General features: G+C 31.0%; 17 protein-coding genes and 1 tRNA gene. 6 read left to right on the top strand and 12 right to left on the bottom strand.

Translation table 11 applies throughout. The features are described 5' to 3' along the window. Positions 1–56 precede the first annotated feature (56 nt). On the bottom strand, positions 57–2,120 hold the full coding sequence (locus tag FP421_RS11865; RefSeq protein WP_159950875.1) for an HD family phosphohydrolase: 2,064 nt from the start codon (positions 2,118–2,120) through the stop codon (positions 57–59). Positions 2,121–2,256: 136 nt separating this feature from the next. Between FP421_RS11865 and FP421_RS11860 the strand changes: the two genes are divergently transcribed. Both FP421_RS11860 and FP421_RS11855 read left to right on the top strand, forming a co-directional pair. Beyond that, positions 2,257–3,432 (top strand): acetyl-CoA C-acyltransferase, encoded by a 1,176-nt coding sequence (locus FP421_RS11860; protein ID WP_159950873.1) that lies wholly within the window; start codon positions 2,257–2,259, stop codon positions 3,430–3,432. Positions 3,433–3,466: 34 nt separating this feature from the next. After that, positions 3,467–4,237, top strand: a complete 771-nt coding sequence (locus FP421_RS11855; RefSeq protein ID WP_159950871.1) for a C40 family peptidase — start codon at positions 3,467–3,469, stop codon at positions 4,235–4,237. Positions 4,238–4,292: 55 nt separating this feature from the next. Here the strand turns inward: FP421_RS11855 and FP421_RS11850 are convergent, their stop codons facing one another. Both FP421_RS11850 and gyrA read right to left on the bottom strand, forming a co-directional pair. After that, entirely contained in the window at positions 4,293–5,534 is a 1,242-nt protein-coding gene (locus FP421_RS11850) for a tetratricopeptide repeat protein (RefSeq protein WP_159950870.1), read from the bottom strand. A gap of 22 nt (positions 5,535–5,556) precedes the next feature. Further along, positions 5,557–8,061, bottom strand: coding sequence for a DNA gyrase subunit A (gyrA, locus tag FP421_RS11845; RefSeq protein WP_159950869.1), 2,505 nt, complete (start codon positions 8,059–8,061; stop codon positions 5,557–5,559). A 270-nt stretch (positions 8,062–8,331) separates the two neighbouring features. Between gyrA and FP421_RS11840 the strand changes: the two genes are divergently transcribed. Both FP421_RS11840 and FP421_RS11835 read left to right on the top strand, forming a co-directional pair. Next, positions 8,332–10,902 carry an ATP-dependent Clp protease ATP-binding subunit gene (locus FP421_RS11840; protein ID WP_159950868.1) on the top strand — a complete coding sequence of 857 codons (2,571 nt, stop codon included), beginning with the start codon at positions 8,332–8,334 and terminating at the stop codon, positions 10,900–10,902. 151 nt (positions 10,903–11,053) lie between these two features. After that, positions 11,054–12,079, top strand: coding sequence for a TlpA family protein disulfide reductase (locus FP421_RS11835; RefSeq protein ID WP_159950867.1), 1,026 nt, complete (start codon positions 11,054–11,056; stop codon positions 12,077–12,079). Between the two features lie 69 nt (positions 12,080–12,148). On the opposite strand, the gene FP421_RS11830 is transcribed toward FP421_RS11835, so the two are convergent. The 6 genes from FP421_RS11830 to FP421_RS11805 form a co-directional block, all read right to left on the bottom strand. Then, a complete protein-coding gene (locus FP421_RS11830) occupies positions 12,149–13,102 on the bottom strand; it encodes an acetyl-CoA carboxylase carboxyltransferase subunit alpha (protein ID WP_159950866.1) in 954 nt (317 codons plus the stop codon). A 73-nt stretch (positions 13,103–13,175) separates the two neighbouring features. Continuing rightward, positions 13,176–14,090, bottom strand: a complete 915-nt coding sequence (locus FP421_RS11825) for a DMT family transporter (protein ID WP_159950865.1) — start codon at positions 14,088–14,090, stop codon at positions 13,176–13,178. After that, entirely contained in the window at positions 14,077–15,168 is a 1,092-nt protein-coding gene (locus tag FP421_RS11820) for an LptF/LptG family permease (RefSeq protein WP_159950864.1), read from the bottom strand. Before FP421_RS11820 ends, FP421_RS11825 begins: the two co-directional genes overlap by 14 nt. Positions 15,169–15,179: 11 nt before the next feature. Beyond that, entirely contained in the window at positions 15,180–16,310 is a 1,131-nt protein-coding gene (gene tgt, locus FP421_RS11815; protein ID WP_159951110.1) for a tRNA guanosine(34) transglycosylase Tgt, read from the bottom strand. Positions 16,311–16,392: 82 nt separating this feature from the next. Continuing rightward, complete coding sequence (gene rluF / locus FP421_RS11810) at positions 16,393–17,286, bottom strand: 23S rRNA pseudouridine(2604) synthase RluF (RefSeq protein ID WP_159950863.1); 894 nt, start codon at positions 17,284–17,286, stop codon at positions 16,393–16,395. Between the two features lie 34 nt (positions 17,287–17,320). Next, positions 17,321–17,923, bottom strand: a complete 603-nt coding sequence (locus tag FP421_RS11805; protein WP_159950862.1) for an alpha-ketoglutarate-dependent dioxygenase AlkB family protein — start codon at positions 17,921–17,923, stop codon at positions 17,321–17,323. A 68-nt stretch (positions 17,924–17,991) separates the two neighbouring features. On the opposite strand from FP421_RS11805, the gene FP421_RS11800 reads away from it, so the two are divergent. Beyond that, complete coding sequence (locus tag FP421_RS11800; protein WP_159950861.1) at positions 17,992–19,806, top strand: sodium:solute symporter family protein; 1,815 nt, start codon at positions 17,992–17,994, stop codon at positions 19,804–19,806. Between the two features lie 33 nt (positions 19,807–19,839). Here the strand turns inward: FP421_RS11800 and FP421_RS11795 are convergent. Then, positions 19,840–19,924 (bottom strand) — tRNA-Ser (locus FP421_RS11795). A 244-nt stretch (positions 19,925–20,168) separates the two neighbouring features. Here FP421_RS11795 and aroC point away from each other — a divergent pair. After that, positions 20,169–21,233: a chorismate synthase gene (gene aroC, locus FP421_RS11790; RefSeq protein ID WP_159950859.1), complete on the top strand. Its 1,065-nt coding sequence runs from the start codon at positions 20,169–20,171 to the stop codon at positions 21,231–21,233. Between the two features lie 54 nt (positions 21,234–21,287). Here the strand turns inward: aroC and FP421_RS11785 are convergent, their stop codons facing one another. Together FP421_RS11785 and FP421_RS11780 are read right to left on the bottom strand one after the other, a co-directional pair. Then, positions 21,288–22,799 carry an NADP-dependent isocitrate dehydrogenase gene (locus tag FP421_RS11785; RefSeq protein WP_159950857.1) on the bottom strand — a complete coding sequence of 504 codons (1,512 nt, stop codon included), beginning with the start codon at positions 22,797–22,799 and terminating at the stop codon, positions 21,288–21,290. Positions 22,800–22,941: 142 nt separating this feature from the next. Then, positions 22,942–23,253, bottom strand: coding sequence for a DUF3467 domain-containing protein (locus FP421_RS11780; RefSeq protein WP_159950855.1), 312 nt, complete (start codon positions 23,251–23,253; stop codon positions 22,942–22,944). Positions 23,254–23,309: the final 56 nt, after the last annotated feature.

Raw genomic sequence — 23,309 nt, 5'->3', positions numbered from 1 at the left:
AAATGTAAGATTAGAAAAACAATTTAGCAAGATGTTTTTAAACTTTTTTTAAGTTTTTATTCTGGGTATTCTACTCTCAAATGATAGATGTTCATTAACTTGTTCTTAACCACTTTTTTAATAGTCTGAATCTCTCTAAAAGTAATATCTGAATTTAAAAATTGATCATCTGCCATTTGTTTATTCACTATCTTATCAATTAAATCATTAATAGCTTGAGCTGTTGGTTTCTTTAAACTTTTTGAGGCAGCTTCAGCTGCATCACATATCATTAAAATTGCAGTTTCTTTAGAAAACGGAATAGGTCCTTTGTATTTAAATCTCTTAATATCAACCTTTGTATCTGGGTTTTGTTCTTTCTCTTTCATATAGAAGTAATAAGTAGAACTTGTTCCATGATGGGTTCTTATAAAATCGATAATTCTATCTGGTAAATTATATTTTTTAGCTAACTCTACTCCTTTTATTACATGATCTGTAATTATTTTAGAACTATCTACTGGAGATAAATCGTTATGAGGGTTTACACCCGTAGATTGATTTTCTGTAAAATACATCGGATTCAACATTTTACCAATATCATGATATAAGGCTCCTGTTCTGACTAACATTGAATTGGCTTCAATTTCATTTGCTGCTGCTTCTGCTAAATTAGCCACTTGCATAGAATGCTGGAAAGTTCCTGGTGCTTTCTCATTTAACTCTCTCAATAATTTAGAATTTGTATTGGAAAGTTCTAACAAGGTTACATCAGAAACCAATCCAAATACTTTTTCATACATGTAAATTATGATTATTGACAAGAAAGAAAGCAAACCGTTTGCAGCAAACATCACAAAATAAGTCCATTTTATTTGCGAGATATTGCCTTCTTTTATGATTGAAAAAGCAAAGTATGTTAGCATATAAATTAAGGTTATTTGAGCAACCGAAATAAATAAACTTGCTCTCTTATACAGTTCTGAAACTGTAAGAATGGTAACAATACCTGCAATAATGTGTAAGTAAATAAACTCAAAACTATCAGGAACTATATATCCTAAAAGCAAAACAGTTAATACATGTGTAAACAACCCTAAACGCGCATCAAAAAATGCTTTTAAAACAATTGGTAACACACTTAAAGGAACTACATACAGATAATCTGAGTTGTATTTTATCACCATTGTTTGGAGAAAAATCATCGAAAAAACATTAAAGAAAATAAAGGTAACTTTATTGTTATTTTCAAAAATTTCTACTCTATATTTCTTTAAAAACAAAAGCAACATCAGTAATGCTAATGCTACTAATATACTATAACCTAAGATAATCCAATTATAATTAGAGTCTGTCCAAACTTGCGATTCTGACTCACTTTTTAGAGAATTTAATATGGCTAATTTCTTTCCTTCAACAATATCTCCTTTTAAAATTATAAGTTCACCAGAAGAAACTTTTCCTTTTGTATAGGATATATTATTGATTTCATTTTTTATTATTTTTTCAGTAAAATCATTATCATAAGTAACATTAGGTCTGATAATTTCTGATAATAAATCTAACATTAACTCACTGCTATATTTATTATCGATAACCTTTAGACTCTCATTAATCAATCTTAAAACATCTTTTGATGTTAATAAGGTTTTAAACACAACATCTTCTACCTCATTGTCTTTTCTTAAGGCAATGATTTCATTTTTATTAGAAACTCTATCTTGACTAATAACCTCTAAAAAACCTTTACTGTAAACTCTATCAATAGTATTTGCTCCTATGAGTTTTAATGTATTGATTTCTTGAGCTGATAAAGAATCAGAAACTTTAAAACTAGAAACTCTTCTTTGATAGTTTGCTTTAACATCAGAGACTATATCAAAATTATATTGAAAATAAAGTTTTGTGCTTACTTCAATCTTCTTTTTTTCAATTATAATTTCTTCCTCAGTTTTTTGGATGGCAAAATCAAAAGGTGCGTATAAATTGTCATACTTCCACAACTGTCCATTGCTAAAATCGTATTTAAATTGACCTCCTTTAGGAAATAAATACACAATAGCAACAGTTGCTAATACAAATAAAATTACTTTGTAAATTATGGTGTTATTTTGGTATAACTTATTAACTATATTACTCATAGACATGTATTACAAGAACAAACTTACCATAAAAATATCAAGGTCAAAAATTCATGCAGCATAATAAAAGTAAAATTGATTAAAAATGGTTAATTTAGCATAGAATTTTTACTCAAAAAATAAAAATCAATTTTACATGAAAGAAGTAGTTATTGTTTCTGTTGCAAGAACTCCTATTGGAAGCTTTTTAGGGAGTTTATCTTCAATTCCTGCAACCCAATTAGGTGCTATTGCTATAAAAGGCGCTTTAAATAAAATTAATCTTTCACCAGATATGGTTCAAGAAGTTTTTATGGGAAATGTTGTTTCTGCAGGACTAGGTCAAGCACCTGCAAGACAAGCAGCTATTCATGCAGGGATTCCAGACTCTGTACCTTGCACAACTGTAAACAAGGTTTGTGCTTCTGGGATGAAATCTATAATGCTAGCAACCCAAACAATTGCTTTAGGTGATGCTGATATTATTGTGGCTGGTGGTATGGAAAACATGAGTTCTATTCCACATTATCATCATGCTAGAAACGGTTCTAAATTTGGTTCAATTACTATGGAAGATGGTATGCAAAAAGATGGTCTAGTTGATGCTTACGACAAAGTAGCAATGGGAGTTTGTGCTGATGCCTGCGCAACTGAATATAAATTCTCAAGAGAAGACCAAGATAATTTTGCCATAGAATCTTACAATAGATCATCAAAAGCTTGGAGCGAAGGAAAGTTTGCTGATGAAATTGTACCTGTTGAGATTCCTCAAAGACGTGGGGAACCTATCATTTTTTCTGAAGATGAAGAATATAAAAATGTAAAAATGGATAAAATTCCTGCTTTACGTCCAGCGTTTACTAAAGAAGGAACTGTAACTGCTGCAAATGCATCAACAATTAATGATGGAGGAGCTGCGCTAGTTCTAATGTCTGCTGAAAAAGCAAAAGAATTAAACATTACACCTTTAGCAAAAATAAAAAGTTACGCTGATGCTGCTCACGAACCAAAATGGTTTACTACTGCTCCTGCAAAAGCACTTCCAAAGGCTTTATCAAAAGCAAATATTACCATTGATGATGTTGATTATTTTGAATTGAATGAGGCTTTTTCTGTGGTAGGTTTGGCTAACATGAAAATATTAGAAATTTCAAATGAAAAAACCAATGTTAATGGTGGTGCTGTTTCTTTAGGACATCCTTTAGGCGTTTCAGGTGCTAGAATTATTATTGCTTTAATTTCTGTTTTAAAACAGAATAATGGTAAAATAGGAGCTGCTGCTATTTGTAATGGTGGTGGTGGTGCAAGTGCTATGGTTATCGAAAAGCTATAATTAACTTTTCTTCATAAAAAATCATTAATAATAAATGAATTACGGCATATGTAATTTAAGTATTGTAGCTTTAAGAGCTTCAGCTAATCATACATCAGAAATGATTAGTCAAGTGCTTTTTGGTGAAACTTTCGAAATTTTAGAAACTGACAAATCGTGGAGTTACATTAAATTATCTTTTGATAATTTTGAAGGCTATATCAACAATAAACAATTTATTGAGATATCAGAAAGCAAATTTTTAAAATTACAATCTAGTAAAAGTGTTTTTTCTAGTGATATTTTAGGGATGATTACAAAAGGAAATAATGAATTCTTTACAATTCCTTTTGGTTCAACTTTGCCCTTTTTTGAAAACAAACAACTAAAATTAGGAAACAATACTTATACTTATGATAGTGATATTATAACCAGTAAATGTCTTAAAGAAGAAATTTTACACACTGCATATTCATATTTAAATTCACCTTATTTATGGGGTGGTAGAACTCATTTTGGTATTGATTGTTCTGGTTTTACACAAATGGTTTATAAATTATGTGGCTACAAAATCCCAAGAGATGCCAAAGACCAGTCAAGTTATGGAGAAGTATTAAGTTTTATTGAAGAAAGTGAAGCTGGTGATTTAGCTTTTTTTGATAACGAAGATGGAGAAATAATTCATGTAGGTATTATTCTTAATGATTACCATATTATTCATGCTCATGGAAAAGTAAGAATAGATACGTTAGACCATAGTGGAATTTTTAATGCAGATTTGCAAAAACATACTCATAAACTTAGAGTGATTAAGAAATTAGTATAAAAAAAACCGAAACTTAAAGTTTCGGTTTTTTTTAAATTATTAGTAATAAATATTATTATTTCCTCATCTCTTTGTAAACAGCTCTTATCTTATCTGCTTTTTCAGTCATTTCAAGAGTGTCATAGATATTCATTAATGTTCTCACAGTATCAATACTTCTTTTTATACTATCTGCTTTTTCTAAATAAGGTAAAGCTTCTTTGTATAATGCTCTTTGTTTTTTCTGTAATTCATTATACTTTTTTTCATTGCTGAAATTAGCATTCATTTCATCAACAATTTCTTTTTCACCAGAAAGTGTTGCTACAGCTAAATTCATGTAAGCATCTCCATAATCTGGTTTTAATTCGATAGCTTTTAAATAGTATTTTTTAGCTTCCTCAATTTTCTTAACAGTTTGGTTAACTACACCTAAATTATAAAATAAAGTAGGGTTGTTTGGATCTATTTTGATAGCTTCTTGCATTAATTCACCAAATTTATCCATTTTATCTAACTTAATATACATTTGAGCTTCATTCAAAATTAAGTTGATATCTTTAGGGTTTGCCTTTCTTGCTTCATTTAAAGCTTCAATTGCTTTTTCTGTCTTACCTTGACTTACATAAATATAACCAATGTTTTTTATGATATCTGGTTGTTTAGAAGGTGTTGTTTTTGTTGTTGGTTCTTTATATTGACCAAACTTCACCATTGCTTTTTGATTAGCTTTGGTTCCAAGGTTTTCTACTTTACCTGTTTTTACATTTACTGCTAAATACTGAGTTGTGATACCTGTATACCCCATCTCTTTTAAGTTTAAGTAGTACTTTAATGAAGTGTCATAGTCTTTGTCTAATGACGCACTAACCGCTGCATTGTACAAATAAATAGTGTCTTTAGGACTTAATTTATAAATCTTCAAAAAATTATTTTTTGCTTTTTTAAAGTCTTTTGCACTGTATTGCTTTACTGCATTTTCATAAACAAATTGAATCAAGGCATTTAACTTTGGTTGTGCTTCTTTGGTATACTTTAGCTTTCCTGAAGCTTTTTCTAATTCTAACAACTTATTGTAAGCTGCTGCAGCTTTATCAACATTAGATTTTCCATAAGCACCAGCTTTAACAAAATAATACTGTGCTTTGTACTTCTCTTCTATAGCTGCTTCATTAGCTTCTAATTTTCCGATAATGGCTTTGGCTTCTTTGAAATTGTTTTTCTTTAGAGCTTTCCCTGCTGCTCTAATTTCTTTCTTTTGCGCAAAAGTTGCGATTGATAACAACCCTAGTGTTAGCGCTAATATCTGTTTTCTCATTTTAATTATTATTAATTTATTGTTATTCTTGATTTTCGTTTGTGTTGTTTTCAATTTCCGTGCCAATTTCAGAATCTTCATCTGTCTCTTCTTCATGAACTACTTTGGCAACTGCAGCAATGCTATCGTCTTCTTTAATATTGATTAACTTAACTCCTTGAGTAGCTCTACCCATAACACGTAAATCTTCAACAGCCATTCTTATGGTTAATCCTGATTTGTTAATAATCATTAAATCATTAGAATCGTCAACATTTTTAATAGCAACAAGATTACCGGTTTTCTCAGAGATATTTAAAGTTTTCACACCTTTACCTCCTCTGTTGGTAATTCTATAATCCTCTAAATCAGAACGTTTTCCATATCCTCTTTCAGAAACTACCAAAATATTACTCTCCATATCGTTTACAGCAACCATACCTATTACCTCATCATTTTCATGTTGTAAAGTAATTCCTCTTACACCTGAAGCTGTTCTTCCCATAGGACGAGTTTTTGCTTCTTCAAAACGAATAGCCTTACCTGATGCTAATGCCAACATTACTTGACTATCTCCTGTTGTTAATTTAGCCTCTAACAATTCATCTCCTTCTTTAATAGTAATTGCATTAATACCATTTGTTCTTGGACGAGAATATTGCTCTAAAGATGTCTTTTTAACTTGACCTTTCTTAGTGGCCATGATCACATAATGACTATTAATGTAATCTTCGTCTTTTAAATCTTGAGTAACTAAGAATGCTTTAACTTTATCATCTTGTTCTATGTTGATTAAGTTTTGCATTGCCCTACCTTTGGTATTTTTTCCACCCTCAGGAATTTCATAAACACGCATCCAGAATACTTTTCCTTTTTGTGTAAAAAACAACATATACTGATGGTTTGTACCTACAAATAAATGTTCTAAGAAATCTTCGTTTCTTGTAGTTGCTCCTTTTTGACCACGTCCTCCTCTATTCTGAACTTTATATTCATCAAGATTTGTACGTTTTAAATAACCAGCATTAGAAATAGTTACAACCACTTTTGTATCTGGAATCATATCTTCGATTCGCATATCTCCCCCTGCATATTCTATAGTAGATCTACGCTCATCTCCATATTTTTCTTTAATATGAAGTAATTCGTCTTTGATGATTTGATAACGTCTAGGTTCGTTTGCTAGAATATCTTTTAAATCAGCAATTGTTAACATGATTTCTTCATACTCAGAACGTAATTTGTCTTGTTCTAAACCTGTTAACTGTCGTAAACGCATTTCTACGATTGCTTTTGCTTGAATTTCTGATAATTCAAAACGTTCAATTAACTTTACTCTTGCTTCGTCAGCATTAGAAGAACCTCTAATAATTGCAATAACTTCATCGATATTATCTGAAGCTATGATTAATCCTTCTAAAATATGAGCTCTTGCCTCTGCTTTTTTAAGTTCAAACTCTGTTCTTCTTACAATTACCTCGTGTCTGTGCTCTACAAAATAATGGATTAACTGCTTTAAATTTAATTGTTCTGGTCTTCCTTTTACCAAAGCAATATTATTTACGCTAAAAGAAGTTTGTAATTGTGTATACTTGAATAATTTATTTAAAACAATGTTAGGTATTGCATCACGTTTTAATACATAAACAATACGCATTCCGTTTCTATCCGATTCATCACGAATATTCGCAATTCCTTCTAATTTCTTTTCGTTAACCAAGTCAGCAGTTTTCTTAATCATATCTGCTTTATTTACTTGGTAAGGTATCTCTGTAACAATAATACATTCTCTACCTTTTACTTCTTCGATATTGGCTTTAGCACGCATTACAATACGTCCACGACCAGTATGAAAAGCATCTCTAACACCATCATAACCATAAATAATTCCACCAGTAGGAAAATCTGGAGCTTTAACATGTTGCATTAACTCATCGATTTCGATATCTCTATTATCGATATATGCAACAGTTCCGCTAATTACTTCGGTTAGGTTGTGAGGCGCCATATTCGTAGCCATACCAACCGCAATACCAGAAGCACCATTAACCAATAAATTAGGAATACGTGTTGGTAACACTGAAGGTTCATGCAAAGTATCATCAAAATTTAAGGTGTGATCTACTGTATCTTTTTCGATATCTGCTAACATCTCTTCAGATATTTTCTGCATTCTCACCTCTGTATAACGCATTGCTGCTGGTGAATCACCATCTACAGAACCAAAGTTACCTTGTCCATCTACCATCATATAGCGTACACTCCAATCTTGAGCCATACGAACCATTGAGTCGTAAACAGAAGTATCTCCATGTGGGTGATACTTACCTAAAACCTCTCCTACAATTCTTGCTGATTTTTTATACGCTCCAGTAGCTTTAATTCCTAATTCGTGCATCCCATACAAAACTCTTCTGTGTACAGGTTTTAACCCATCTCTTACATCTGGTAATGCTCTTGAAACGATAACTGACATCGAGTAATCGATGTATGCAGATTTCATCTGCTCTTCAATGTTAATCGGAATTAACTTTTCTCCGTCTGCCATATATTATTTAGTTAAATTATTTCATTTTTTTAAAACAAGGCAAGATACTATTTCTGCTCGTTTTTACAAAGATTTAAGCCTCTTGAATTCATTAGAGTTATCAACATTTTTTGATAATTTTTAACAGCTTTTTATATAATTGATTTTCAAGTATTTTATATCTTAGTTGGCTAGTCAAAGTGTCAGTATTTTTCTATTGGCATCTTTTTTGTAATTAATTCACAAAAAAAAGGACTAATTTTACAATACATCAAATAGATAGAAAGAAATATGGACGATAATTTTTCACCAAAAGTAAGAGATGTCATCACTTTCAGTAAAGAAGAAGCACTACGATTAGGGCATGAATTTATTGGAACAGAACACCTTTTATTAGGTTTGATTAGAAAAGGAGAAGGAAAAGCAATAGAGATATTAACAGCTTTTGATGTTGATTTTACTTTATTACGAAAAAAATTAGAACAATTAAACCCTGCTAATCCTACTTTTACAGAAAGCAAAGAAAAACCAAGTTTACGTCTCACAAGACAAGCTGAAAAAGCATTAAAAACTACGTTTTTAGAAGCAAAATTGTATCAAAGTGATTCAATAGATACAGCTCATTTATTATTATGTGTACTTAGAAACGAAAACGACCCAACAACAAAGTTGATTCAAAAATATCATGTAAATTATGATGAAGCCAAAGCATTATATAAACAATTGCATGTAGATGATATTGATACTGACTTACCTACAAACCCAATAGCAGAAACACCTTCTGATGATGAGTTTCCATCGGACAAATCGAGCCCTTTTGATCAACCTCAAAAAAGCAAAACTGCAAAAAAATCAAAAACTCCTGTTTTAGATAATTTTGGACGTGATTTAACTGATTTAGCTGAAAAAGGCAGGTTAGATCCAGTTGTAGGGCGTCAAAAAGAAATTGAGCGTGTTTCTCAAATTTTAAGTCGTAGGAAGAAAAATAATCCAATGTTAATTGGAGAACCTGGAGTTGGTAAATCTGCCATTGCAGAGGGTTTAGCGTTACGAATTGTAGACAGAAAAGTGTCTCGTATTTTATTCGATAAGCGTATTGTTTCTCTAGATCTAGCGAGTTTAGTTGCAGGTACAAAGTACCGTGGACAGTTTGAAGAACGTATGAAAGCGCTAATGAACGAATTGGAAAAGAATGATGATATTATTCTTTTTATAGATGAAATTCATACTATTGTTGGTGCTGGTGGCGCTACAGGTTCTCTAGATGCTTCTAACATGTTAAAACCTGCATTAGCAAGAGGAGAAATACAATGTATTGGTGCAACTACTTTGGATGAATTTAGAACAAATATCGAAAAAGATGGAGCTTTAGAACGTCGTTTTCAAAAGGTAATTGTAGATCCAACCACTGTTGAAGAAACCATTCAGATTTTACATAATATCAAACCTAAATACGAGGAACATCATAATGTTGATTTTACAGACGAAGCGATTGAAGCTTGCGTAAAACTAACTAATAGATATATGACTGACAGGTACCTTCCAGACAAAGCCATTGATGCTTTAGATGAGGCAGGTTCTAGAATTCACATTACCAATATTGTAGTTCCTAAACAAGTCCTAGAGTTAGAGGCTCAATTAGAGTTGATTCGTGAGCGTAAAACAAAAGCAGTCAATGGACAAAAATATGAGGAAGCTGCAAAATTACGTGATGACGAAAAAAATATGGAAGCTGCTTTAAATTCAGCTCAAAATCAATGGGAACAAGATTCTAAATTAAACAGAGAAATTGTTACAGAAGACAATGTTGCAGAAGTAGTTTCTATGATGACAGGAATCCCTGTAAATAGAGTTGCTGAAGCAGAAAGTCATCGTTTGCACGAATTACCAAGCATGATTAAAGGCAAAGTAATTGGTCAAGATGAAGCGGTAACTAAAGTGGTAAAAGCAATTCAACGTAATAGAGTTGGATTAAAAGACCCTAATAAGCCTATTGGTTCTTTCATTTTCTTAGGACAAACAGGAGTTGGTAAAACACAACTAGCTAAGGTTTTAGCACGTGAGCTATTTGACTCTGAAGATTCTTTAATTAGAATTGATATGAGTGAATACATGGAAAAATTTGCCATTTCGCGATTAATTGGAGCTCCTCCAGGATATGTAGGTTATGAAGAAGGTGGTCAATTGACAGAAAAAGTTCGCAGAAAACCATATTCAGTAATTTTGTTAGATGAGATTGAAAAAGCCCATCCAGATGTGTTTAATATGTTGTTACAAATTCTAGATGATGGGCATATTACTGATAGTTTAGGACGTAAAATAGATTTTAGAAATACCATAATTATCATGACATCTAATATTGGTGCTCGCCAATTAAAAGACTTTGGTGGTGGAGTTGGTTTTGGTACAGCATCTAAAAAAGAACAAGCAGATGCACATGCAAAATCTGTAATTGAAGGTGCTTTAAAAAAATCTTTTGCACCTGAGTTTTTAAATAGAATTGATGATGTAATTGTTTTTAATGCTTTAGAACGTAATGACATTCACTCTATTATTGATATTGAGTTAGATAAATTACTACAAAGAATTTCAGATTTAGGGTATACTCTTAATTTAAGTGAAAGTGCTAAAGATTATATAGCTGACAAAGGTTTTGATAAAAAATATGGTGCAAGGCCACTAAAAAGAGCAATACAGAAATACATAGAAGATGCTTTAGCAGAAGAAATTGTAAATTCTAAACTCTCTGAAGGTGATACGATAACCATGGATTTGGATGAAAAAACAAATCAGCTCACTATAAAAATTGAAAAAGGTGAGAAGAAACCTGAAAGTAGAACAGAAAGCGAAACAGAATCTTAATATTATAAATCCCAAACTTTCGTTTGGGATTTTTCTTTTTAAATAAGTATTTACATACCCTATCAAATTTATTATTAATAGATATCTAACAGTTTTTAACAAAAAAAATATACTTTATATTCTATATTTGCAGAAATTTAGAAAACAAAGAATGAAAAAATTTAGCAGTTTAGTATTACTCGTTATTCTTATAACATCTTGTACGAAGACCCCCAAAGACTACATAACCCTATCAGGGAAATTAGAAAACAATACGGATTCTATTATTAGTATAACAGGAAGGTCTGGAGTTTTAAAAAAAATTACAATAAATGAAGATGGTACTTTTAAAGATACTCTTAAAGTAACTAAATCTGATATTTATACTTTTCAAACTAGCAGAACCAAAAGAGCTCCTTTATATTTAAAAAATGGATTTGTTATTACCATTAATGGAGATGCCAATGAGTTTATGACTAGTTTTGATTATTCTGGTTATGGAGCATCTAACAGTAACCTTATTATTGCTCAATTAGAAGAAGCTCAAAAAATTGGAAATCCAGCTGAAATATTTCAATTAAAGGATGATGCTTTCAAAAACAAAGTAAATTCTTTAAAAAAATCTTACGATAGTATTTTATCTTCATACAATGATATAGATAGCTCTTTACTTAGTTTAGTATCGAGACAGAATCAACAAGTATTAGATTATTTAAATCAAACATATGCGAAAAACAAAGTGATGGGAAAAGGAAATCCATCTCCTAAATTTGAGGGTTATGTAGATATTAAAGGCGGAAAAAAATCATTAGATTCTTTCAAAGGAAAATATATTTATATAGATGTTTGGGCAACTTGGTGTGGCCCTTGTATTCAACAAATTCCTTATTTAAAACAACTTGAAAAAGATTATCACAATAAAAATATAGAGTTTGTAAGTATTTCTACAGATGAATCTCGAAGAAGTGGTGGTTCTTGGGATGCTGCTGAAAAGAAATGGAGAGATTTTGTAAAAGAAAAACAATTGAGTGGAGTTCAGTTGTGGGCAGGACAAGATATCAGTTTTCAACAAGCATATCAAATCTCAGGTATTCCAAGATTTATATTGATTGATCCTCAAGGAAATATTGTTGATGCTAATGCTCCAAGACCTTCAGATCCAAGGTTAAAGGAATTGTTAAGTTCTTTGAAAATTTAAAAGTTTATACCTCATAAAAAAAGCGAAATCAAAATTGATTTCGCTTTTTTTATATTTTATATTTTATGTTTACTCTTTGTAAACCCCCATATTTGCATATTTGTCCATTCTATTAGCAACTAAATCTGTCTCATTAAACACTTTTAATTCTTCAAAAGCTTCTAATATTTGATTTTTAACTGCTTCAAAAGCTCCTTCTCTGTCTGAATGAGCACCACCAACAGGTTCTTGGATTATTCCGTCAATAAGTTCTAACTTTTTCATGTCTTTACCCGTCAATTTTAGTGCTTCAGCTGCTTGTTCTTTAAACTCCCAACTTCTCCATAAAATAGATGAACATGATTCTGGAGAAATTACAGTATACCAAGTATTTTCCATCATATACACTTTATCACCTACTCCAATACCTAATGCGCCTCCAGATGCTCCTTCACCAATAACAACTGTTATAATTGGAGTTTTTAAACGAGTCATTTCAAAAATGTTTCTTGCAATAGCTTCTCCTTGACCTCTTTCTTCTGCTTCCATACCAGGATAAGCACCAGGAGTGTCTAATAAAGTAACCACAGGAATTCCAAATTTTTCTGCCATTTTCATTAAACGTAAGGCTTTTCTATATCCTTCAGGATTTGCCATTCCAAAATTTCTTAACTGACGAGTTTTGGTATTGTATCCTTTTTGTTGTCCAATAAACATAAAAGATTGATCTCCTATTTTACCAAGGCCACCAATCATGGCTTTATCATCTTTTACACTTCTATCACCATGTAATTCCATAAAAGTATCACCACAAATAGCATTGATATAATCTAAAGTATATGGTCTGTTTGGGTGTCTAGATAGTTGAACTCTCTGCCAAGGCGTTAGATTTTTGTAAATATCTTTTCTAGCCTTAGCAAGTTTTCTTTCTATTTTTTTACAAGTAGCAGTTACATCAACATCACTCTCTTCTCCAATAATTTTACATTTACCTAATTGATCTTGTAAATCTTTGATTGGCATTTCAAAATCTAAATATTCCATATTGTAATGATCTGATTTTAATTGTTTCGATTAACAAACATACTATAAAATTCATAGTTTTTTAAAAAAAGGGCTATTTTTTTCTAACAGTTTTACTACTAAATTTCTTTCTTATTGCACTTTTATTTTTTATGATTCCGTTTAGCAAGACTACAAATAAAACAATACAAGCTCCTAAATAAAATTCAGGATTCATTTTTTCTTTTTCTCCAAAAATAAATAGCGCTAGAACTATCGCATAAACAGGTTCTAAATTTATTGTAAGCATTACAGTATATGGTGATAAATATTTCATCACATTAACAGAAGCTATAAAAGCATATGCAGTACAAATACTACTTAAAATTAACAAATAAAACCAATCTGATTTTGGGAGAACAAAAAATGCTGATGAAAATCCGTTGGTAAACAATATATAAACTGTAATAAATAAGGCTCCAAAAAGTAGTTGATAAAAGGAAATTGTATTTGCTGTGTATCGTTTTATAAATAATCCATTAAAAACAGAAAACAATGCACTTAACATAGAAGAAATTAACGCATAAAAAATTCCTAATTTATACTGACTTTCGAAGTTAAAAATAATATACAGTCCTAAAATCACCACCAAACCTAGAATAATTTCTAAAGACTTAATTCGTCTTTTAAAAAATATAGGTTCTATTAACGATGTAAAAAAAGCACCTGTACTCATGGTAACTAGAGCCACTGAAACATTAGAAACTTTGATTGCTTTAAAGAAAAAAATCCAGTGCAATGCAATAATGATTCCTGTAAAAATAAATTTAAACAAGGCTTTTGCATCTATTGATACATTTCTTTTTTTTATGATTAAATATCCAAATATAAAAATGGATGCCAATGACATTCTAAACCAAACTAACGGAATGGCTTCAATTGAAATTAAAGCTCCTAAAATTGCTGTGAAGCCCCATATAAAAACAATAAAATGAAGTAAAAAATATTGTTTTAAATTATTTCCTTGCATTTAGATATAAATAAACTGCTAATAAACCAAAAAAGATATTGGGCATCCAAACATAAAGAAAAGAATTAACACCAGCTACAGCTCCAAGTACTTCAGAAACTTTCATCAGAAAAACATAAATAAACATTATTCCTATTCCTATTGCTAAGTTTACACCTGTACCTCCTCTTCTTTTCCTAAAGGATAAAGCTACTGCTATTACCGTTAATATATAAGTTGCTATTGGTAAACTTGTTCTTTTATGAAATTCTACATGATAAGCATTCAAATTTTTTACTCCTCTTTTTTTAGAAATATCAATAAAATCCATCAACTCGTTAGAAGGCATTTCTTGAGCAAAAGCGGACTTATAAATTAAATCTCTTGGTGTAAAATTAAAAACTGTATCAACTTTAATTCCTGAGAAGATACTATCTCTATCTTCATAGATTACTCTCTTTTTCCAGTTTTTGAGTGTAAAAACAGAATCTTTTTTATTGTAAGTAATTCCATCTGCCATGAATTTAGACTTCAACTTTATTCCATCATAAACTTCAGAAGCAAAATAATATCCAGAATTTGTTTCCGTATCAAACCTTTGAATAAAAATATATGTACTATCGGTTAATTGAAGACTAAACTCTTTTACATTTTTCAGTTCTTGTTTTTGCCTTCTACTTCGTATATATTCTTTCTCAAACTGTTTTCTTTCTACACTACTGTTGGGTACTACAAAATGATTCATAATTAAAGAAAGAATCATTATTAAAGTAGAACCAATAAAATAAGGATATAATAATCGAGTAAAAGAAATTTTTGCATTTGTAATGGCAATTATTTCAGTGTTATTAGACAATTTTGATGTAAAGAAAATTACAGCAATAAATAATGCCAAAGGCATAAAAGTATTGGTATAATAAATGATGAAATTGATGTAATATTCATCAATAATTTGACCAGCAGTTAATTGTGGAAACTCTAAAAAATTATCAATTTTTTCTGATATATCAATTGCAATTGCAATGGGTATCAAAATTAATAAAGTAAACACGAATGTTACCAAATAACGTTTTAATATGTACTTATCAATAATTTTCAAAAGTGATTATTTTATAAACGTTTGTCCATTTGTTTTACCATTTTATCTTTCCAATCTCTAAAATCTCCTGCTAAAATATGCTTTCTAGCTTCTCGAGTTAACCACACATAAAATCCTAAATTATGAATAGAAGCAATCTGTTTACCCAACATTTCTTTAGAAACAAACAAATGTCTTAAATATGCTTTTGAGTATAAGGTGTCTACATACGTAATTCCCATGTCATCAATGGCAGAAAAGTCTTTTTCCCACTTTTTATTTTTTATGTTGATGCTTCCATGAGCAGTAAACAACATTCCGTTTCTGGCATTTCTTGTAGGCATTACACAATCAAACATATCAATTCCTAGAGCTATGTTTTCTAAAATATTTACTGGTGTTCCAACACCCATTAAATATCGAGGTTTGTCTTCTGGTAAAATAGCAGTAACCACTTCTGTCATTGCATACATTTCTTCTGCTGGCTCACCCACTGAAAGTCCACCAATTGCATTTCCTTGTGCACCTGCATTGGCAATATATTCTGCAGATTGTTTTCTTAAATCTTTATAAGTACTTCCTTGAACAATTGGAAAAAAAGTTTGCTCAAAACCATATTTAAATGGTAAATTTTCTAAATGATTCATACACCTATCCAACCACCTATGCGTCATATGCATAGATCGTTTTGCATAATTATAATCACAAGGATAAGGTGTACACTCATCAAAAGCCATAATAATATCTGCACCTATTGTACGCTGAATCTCCATAACGTTTTCTGGAGTAAAAAAGTGCATAGAACCATCTATGTGACTTTTAAATTTTACACCTTCTTCGTTAATTTTTCTTCTTCCTGAAAGAGAATATACTTGATAACCACCAGAGTCTGTTAAGATATTTCTATCCCAATTCATAAATTTATGCAAACCCCCTGCTGCTTCTAAAATTTCTAATTTAGGACGTAAATACAAGTGATAAGTATTTCCTAAAATAATATCAGGGTTCACCTCATTCTTAAGTTCTGTTTGATGCACGCCTTTTACAGTTCCTGCAGTACCTACAGGCATAAAAATAGGAGTTTCAATAACTCCATGATCTGTTGTAATTTCACCTGCTCTAGCTTGACTCTTTGGGTCTGTGGATTTTAAATCGAATTTCATTGCTGGCAAAGATAATACTATTTAAGAAGTGAGAAATTAAAAGATTCTTAAACCTTTTTAACTTCAACAAAAGTGGCAAATATCAATAACGTCTTTTCTTTTTGGATGAAAAGCTGTTGTTTTTCTTTTTGTTTTTGGGTGATGATTTTCGAAAAGTTGCACTTTTTTTGTTAAAATCGTTTTTAGTAGCAGAAAACTTTTTCTTTGGTTTAGAAGTTTTCTGTTTTTCTTTAAGCACAGAAGCTTCCTCTGTTTTTGATGATGTTGCAATCATTTTATTGATGATCTTCATTTCTTCATCAGTCAACTCTCGCCAATCACCAGGTTTTAGATTGCCCAATTCAACATTCATAATTCGTGTACGTTTTAGTTTGGTTACTTCATAATCTAAATACTCACACATTCTGCGAATCTGACGATTTAATCCTTGAACTAAAATGATTTTAAACACTTTTTGAGAAACTTTTTCGATCCTACATTTTTTGGTTACAGTTCCTAAAATCGGAATTCCATTACTCATTTTTTTTATAAAGTCATCATCAATAATTTTATTGACAGCAACGATATATTCTTTCTCGTGATTATTTCCTGCTCTTAAAATTTTATTAACGATATCCCCATCATTTGTCAAAAAAATTAATCCTTCTGAAGGTTTATCTAAACGCCCAATAGGAAACAAACGCTGTGGATGATTTACTGCTTTTACAATGTTATTTCGCTCTTTAGAATCTGTAGTAGACACAATTCCTACAGGTTTATTTAAGGCAATATATAACGTTTTAGGTTTATGCTTTAATGGTCTTCCATCAACTTTAACAACATCATTTTGAAAAACTCTATTCCCTAATTGAGTTGGTTTTCCGTTGATAGTTACTCGTCCTTCAATAATCAATTTTTCAGCTTCTCTACGAGAGCATATCCCTGTGGAACTGATGAATTTATTTAAGTTAACTGATTGTTGATTGTTTGTATCCAAAAAGCATAATTTTAAAGCAAAAGTAAGTATAAGATTACAATTCTATTGTTCTAAACGTCAAATTAATTCTTGGAGAATTTACCTTTTTTGTTGGTGGTAATCTATGCAACCAATGTGTTTGCGTTTTATCTTTCATCACCAATAGACTTCCTCTTTCTAAAACAATATCAACTCGTTGTTTGGTTTCTTTGTGTTTAAATGAAAATTTACGTTGAGCTCCTAAAGATAAAGACGCTATTGCACCATTTTTCTTTAGCATTTTTTCACCATCAGAATGATATGCCATACCTTCATCTCCAGAATGATATAGGTTTAATAAACAAGAATTATAGGTTTCTCCACTTTCTTGTTCTACAATTTTCTTTAATTCAATTAATTCTTTTGTAAAAAGATTTGCTGTTTTTGTTACTTTAGAATAAGTGTATGAAAAAGGGGCTTCTGCATACCAAGCTACTTTTCTTTTGGTAATAATTGTTTTACCAAAAATTAGGGCTTTATCATTTTTCCATTGAATGGTTTCCATTAAAGTATTGTAATAAAAATCACATTGAGTTTTGTTTAAAATTATTCCGTGATAATTTGCAATTCCCTCAAAAGGAAGAATATTAATAACTTTTTCTTCAGAGAATAAATCCATCAAATAAAAATACGAATTAAACTTGAAATAGTTACTTTTAGGTTTTTATAAAATAATTACATCAATCCATGATTAATTTAAGCTCATTAGATTACATTATAATCGTTTCTTTTTTTGCTATCGTTCTCTTTATCGGAATTTATGTTTCAAAAAAATCAGGTAAAAATAGTTCAGAATTTTTTCTTTCAGGAAGAAGTATGCCTTGGTGGTTATTGGGTTTCTCTATGGTTGCTACTACATTTGCAGCAGATACTCCACTTTTAGTCACAGACATTGTAAGAGCTGATGGTGTTTCTGGTAATTGGGTATGGTGGGCTTTTTTAATTACAGGTTTACTTACCGTTTTTGTATATGCTAAATTGTGGCGAAAATCGGCCGTAAATACAGATTTAGAGTTTTATGAACTACGTTATAGTGGAAAATCTGCTCAGTTTTTAAGAGGGTTTAGAGCAATCTATTTAGGCGTTATCTTTAATATTTTGGTGATGTCTGTAGTCACTTTAGCAGCTATAAAAATTGGAGGTATAATGTTAGGCATTCAACCTTGGGAAGTAGTGGTTTATGCAGGAACAACAACAGTAATCTTTAGTGCTTTTGGTGGTTTTAGAGGTGTTGTTTATACTGACTTCTTATTATTTATTATTGCTCTTTTTGGTGCTTTTGCAGCTGCTTATTATGCTGTGAACCTTCCTCAAGTTGGTGGTTTAGAAAATTTACTACAAAACGATTTGGTAATTTCTAAAATGAATATGTTACCAGATTTTAACAATACAGAAACATTAATTACTTTACTAATTATTCCTATTGCGTTACAATGGTGGAGCTCTTGGTATCCAGGAGCAGAACCTGGTGGTGGTGGTTATATTGCACAAAGAATGTTAGCTGCAAAAGATGAAAATCATGCTATTGGCGCAACTTTCTTTTTCAATTTTGTACATTATGCTTTACGTCCTTGGCCTTGGATTTTGGTTGCGCTAGCATCACTTATTATATTTCCTGATATCGCAAGTTTACAAAGTGCCTTTCCTGATATTCCTGCTGATAAATTGGGTCACGATTTGGCATATCCTGCGATGCTAAACTTTTTACCTAGTGGAATTTTAGGAATTGTTTTGGCTTCATTAATTGCAGCTTATATGAGTACAATTTCTACACATTTAAACTGGGGAGCTTCCTATATAGTTAACGATTTCTACAAACGTTTTGTAACAAAAAAAGCATCAGAAAAAGAATTGGTAAACGTGGGTAGAATTACTACCATACTTATGATGGTTATTAGCGGAATATTTGCATTAAGCTTAACTAACATAAAACAAGTTTTTGATATTATCATTATGTTTGGAGCTGGTACAGGATTATTATTTATTCTACGTTGGTTTTGGTGGCGAATTAATGCTTGGAGTGAAATTGCTGCAATGTTTTCATCAGGAATTATTTCAATTTTATTAAACTTTACTTCTTTAGGCTATATTTTATTTGCCAATCAAACAGGAATTTTTCCTAACTGGTTTCAACTGCCTTTTGTAGTTCTAATCACCACTATAATTTGGTTGATGATTACTTATATTACACAACCAGATTCAAAAGAAGTTTTGTATTCTTTTTATCAAAAGACTCAACCTGGTGGTCCTGGATGGAAAAAAGTGATTGCTGATGCAAAATCCGAAAATATTGAACTCCAAAATAAAGCAGAAGGTTGGAGTGTTCCTGCTGGAATCTTAGCAATTCTATTGGGTTGTGTTTTAATTTATTCTTGTCTTTTTGCGACCGGTTTCTGGGTTTACGGAGAAACTACTAATGCTTTATTGTTATCTGCAACAACTGTTGTTTCTGGTGTTTTATTAATTAAAGTCTGGAAGAAAATTAAATCAAAGGTTTTATAAATAAAAAACCTCACAAGAATTTGTGAGGTTTTGCGGAGAAAGAGGGATTCGAACCCCCGGACCTGTTACAGTCAACAGTTTTCAAGACTGCCGCATTCGACCACTCTGCCATTTCTCCAAGTGTCTCATCAGGTATTTCCTGAATGCGGATGCAAATATAGAAACCTTTTTTATTTTCTGAAACAAAAATCTCATTATTTTTTTAGCTTATTTGAATATCATTTAATAAAAATCATATCTTCCTAACTATCAATAGCTATATTCATTTTATCGATTTTAGAAATCATCAGTAAAACAATGAAAACTATAAGTTTTATGTATCTGTTTACTATCTTTGCTCCCATTATTCTAACAATCTTATTATGTCATTTAATTCTTTTGGAAAATTATTAAGAGTTACAACTTATGGAGAATCTCACGGAACTGCTATTGGCGGAGTTATTGATGGGTTTCCTGCTGGTTTAAAAGTTAATTTTGATGCAATTCAGGAAGAACTAAACAGACGTAAACCTGGTCAATCCAAAATTGTTACTCAACGTAAAGAGCCAGATACGGTAGAATTTCTTTCAGGAATTTTTGAAGGAAAAACTACTGGTACTTCTATCGGTTTTGTAATTAGAAACACCAACCAGAAAAGCAAAGACTATAATCATAATACCAATATTTATAGACCTTCTCATGCTGATTACACTTATGACCAAAAATATGGTTTAAGAGATTATAGAGGGGGTGGTAGAAGTTCCGCAAGAGAAACTGCCAATTGGGTTGTAGCTGGTGCTTTGGCAAAACAATTGGTTGCTAGTATCAATATTAATGCTTTTACATCTTCTGTGGGTGATATTTTTATGGAAAAACCTTACCAAGAGGTAGATTTTTCTAAAACAGAAAGCAATATTGTTCGCTGTCCTGATGAAGCTTCTGCTGAGAAAATGATTGCTAAAATTAAAGAAATTAGAAAAGCTGGTGATACTATTGGAGGAACCATAACTTGTGTGGCACAAAATGTACCTGTTGGTTTAGGTGAGCCTATATTTAATAAACTACATGCTGCACTTGGGCAGGCAATGTTATCTATAAATGCTGTAAAAGGTTTTGAATTTGGTAGTGGTTTTTGTGGTGCAAAAATGAAAGGTTCTGAGCATAACGATATTTTTAATGCGGATGGTTCTACTCAATCTAACTTATCTGGAGGTGTACAAGGTGGAATTTCTAACGGAATGGATATTTACTTTAGAGTTGCTTTTAAACCTGTAGCTACTATTATGAGCTCTCAGCAAACCATAAATTCAGAAAATGAAGTTACAGAAATTACTGGTAAAGGAAGACATGACCCTTGTGTTGTACCAAGAGCTGTCCCTATTGTAGAAGCAATGACTGCTTTGGTTTTAGCTGATTTTTGGTTACTCAATAAGACTAGAAAAATATAACTAAAAAAGGCGAAACTATTAAGTTTCGCCTTTTTTAGTTAAGATATTTTAAATCTATTCACCTTGACCTAAAGAAAATCCTCGTTTACCATCAAACTCGTATAAGTTTTCTGTTTTAATAACTTTAAAACCTTTGTGATGCAATATAGATTGCAAAGCGATTATTTTTTCAAAATCTACTTCATTATAAATTTTATCTCCATCAATTTTAGAATCTATATCTACAAATCTACATCTCCAATGGTCGGTACAATAAGTCTCTGGTAAACCATCTGGATATACTTTTACGCCTCTATTTGTAATCATTTTCAATTTCATTTTAAATGATTTAATATTATTTAATGTATCTCCTATTTCATTAGGGTTTTTACCTTTCCAGTCGATAAAGATATCAACTCCAACCAAAACTTGATGTTGTTCTTTTCGAATATATTCAGGAATCTTAATTTCTCCTTTACCATCAGCTAATTTACTTACTTTCAATTGCTTTGGTAATTTTCCTAAATTTTCAATAACTCTTGTTGCAAATTCACCTGTAGAAACAATTTCCTTTGTAATATTTTCTTGATAAACATCTACTGTATGATAACCATCTTCTAGTGTTTTTAACCAAGCATTTTTAATAGTATCAGCAATTTGTGTTTTTCCAACATGAGACAATAACATTATGGCAGCATTTAATAAACCAGATGGATTTGCTATTTTTTGACCTGCAATATCTGGTGCAGAACCATGAATTGCTTCAAACATAGCAACATTAGTGCCTATATTAGCGGAACCAGCCATACCAACTGAACCTGCTATTTCTGCTGCAATATCAGAAATAATATCTCCGTATAAATTAGATGTTACAATAACATCGTAATTTTGTGGGGTTGCCGCTAAACGAGCAGAACCTATGTCTATAATTTGTGAATTACTTTCTATTTCTGGATATTCTAATGCAATCTCTTTAAAAACATTATGAAACAAACCATCTGTTAATTTCATAATATTATCTTTTACCATACATGTAACCTTTTTTCTACCATAAGCTTTGGCATATTCAAACGCATACCTTACAATTTTTTCACACCCAGGTCTGGTAATTAACTTTAAACATTGAACCACATCTTGTGTTTGTTGATGCTCTATACCTGCATATAAATCTTCTTCATTTTCTCTAACAATTACAACATCCATATTTGCAAAGTTAGTTTCTACATAAGGTGCATAAGCAATTACTGGTCTTACATTTGCAAAAAGTCCTAATGATTTTCTTAATGTAACATTTAGGCTTTTGTAGCCTTTACCCTGAGGTGTTGTAATAGGAGCTTTTAAAATTAATTTATTTCTGTTAATGATTTCCCAGGTACTCTTTTCTATTCCAGATGAGTTTCCAGAAAGGTATACTTTCTCTCCTATTTCAATTTTTTCTGGTTGAATGTTTGCCCCTGCAGCATTTAGAATTCTTAATGTTGCATCCATTATTTCAGGGCCAATTCCATCTCCGTAAGCCACTGCTACTTTTGTAACATCTTGATTTAAAATTTTTTTTTGCTTGTTTTGTATTTTCAATCTCTCCATATCTGTAAGTTTTAACGATACAAATATGGTACTTTTTTATCATAAATTTTTATATATGTTTTTTATGATTTTCATTAAAAATACTTATAAGTGTATTGGTAATAAAAAAATCTCAAACTAAAAAGTTTGAGATTTTTTTATCTTAAGCCTGACCTGTTGGTCCAAAATTCATCGGGATTGGAGGTTGCTCATAATCTTTTATTTCTCCGTTTTGTTGTTCGAATTTACGAACATTATCAGCTAAAGCTTTGGTTAATCTTTTAGCATGTTGTGGCGTTAAAATAATTCTAGATTTTACTTTTGCCTTTGGTACACCTGGCATAATATTGATAAAATCTACAATAAACTCAGAAATAGAATGATTGATTATTGCCAAATTAGAATAAGTTCCTTCTGCAATTTCTTGATCTAATTCTATATTTATTTGTCCGTCTTGATTTTGATTTTCTTCCATAATTAAATTGTTTTTTAGTTGAGTCGTTTAAGAGTATTATTATCTTAAAAAGAAAA

It is taken from the genome of Polaribacter septentrionalilitoris (assembly GCF_009832745.1).
GTDB lineage: Bacteria > Bacteroidota > Bacteroidia > Flavobacteriales > Flavobacteriaceae > Polaribacter > Polaribacter septentrionalilitoris.
Note: the sequence above shows the minus strand (reverse complement) of the source record. Positions and strands in the feature narration are given on the sequence as shown.

Coding starts and splice junctions, on each gene's coding strand:
- FP421_RS11865 (WP_159950875.1), bottom strand. CDS start 2,120: ATGAGTAATATAGTTAATAAGTTATACCAAAATAACACCATAATTTAC.
- FP421_RS11860 (WP_159950873.1), top strand. CDS start 2,257: ATGAAAGAAGTAGTTATTGTTTCTGTTGCAAGAACTCCTATTGGAAGC.
- FP421_RS11855 (WP_159950871.1), top strand. CDS start 3,467: ATGAATTACGGCATATGTAATTTAAGTATTGTAGCTTTAAGAGCTTCA.
- FP421_RS11850 (WP_159950870.1), bottom strand. CDS start 5,534: ATGAGAAAACAGATATTAGCGCTAACACTAGGGTTGTTATCAATCGCA.
- gyrA (WP_159950869.1), bottom strand. CDS start 8,061: ATGGCAGACGGAGAAAAGTTAATTCCGATTAACATTGAAGAGCAGATG.
- FP421_RS11840 (WP_159950868.1), top strand. CDS start 8,332: ATGGACGATAATTTTTCACCAAAAGTAAGAGATGTCATCACTTTCAGT.
- FP421_RS11835 (WP_159950867.1), top strand. CDS start 11,054: ATGAAAAAATTTAGCAGTTTAGTATTACTCGTTATTCTTATAACATCT.
- FP421_RS11830 (WP_159950866.1), bottom strand. CDS start 13,102: ATGGAATATTTAGATTTTGAAATGCCAATCAAAGATTTACAAGATCAA.
- FP421_RS11825 (WP_159950865.1), bottom strand. CDS start 14,090: ATGCAAGGAAATAATTTAAAACAATATTTTTTACTTCATTTTATTGTT.
- tgt (WP_159951110.1), bottom strand. CDS start 16,310: ATGAAATTCGATTTAAAATCCACAGACCCAAAGAGTCAAGCTAGAGCA.
- FP421_RS11805 (WP_159950862.1), bottom strand. CDS start 17,923: ATGGATTTATTCTCTGAAGAAAAAGTTATTAATATTCTTCCTTTTGAG.
- FP421_RS11800 (WP_159950861.1), top strand. CDS start 17,992: ATGATTAATTTAAGCTCATTAGATTACATTATAATCGTTTCTTTTTTT.
- aroC (WP_159950859.1), top strand. CDS start 20,169: ATGTCATTTAATTCTTTTGGAAAATTATTAAGAGTTACAACTTATGGA.
- FP421_RS11785 (WP_159950857.1), bottom strand. CDS start 22,799: ATGGAGAGATTGAAAATACAAAACAAGCAAAAAAAAATTTTAAATCAA.
- FP421_RS11780 (WP_159950855.1), bottom strand. CDS start 23,253: ATGGAAGAAAATCAAAATCAAGACGGACAAATAAATATAGAATTAGAT.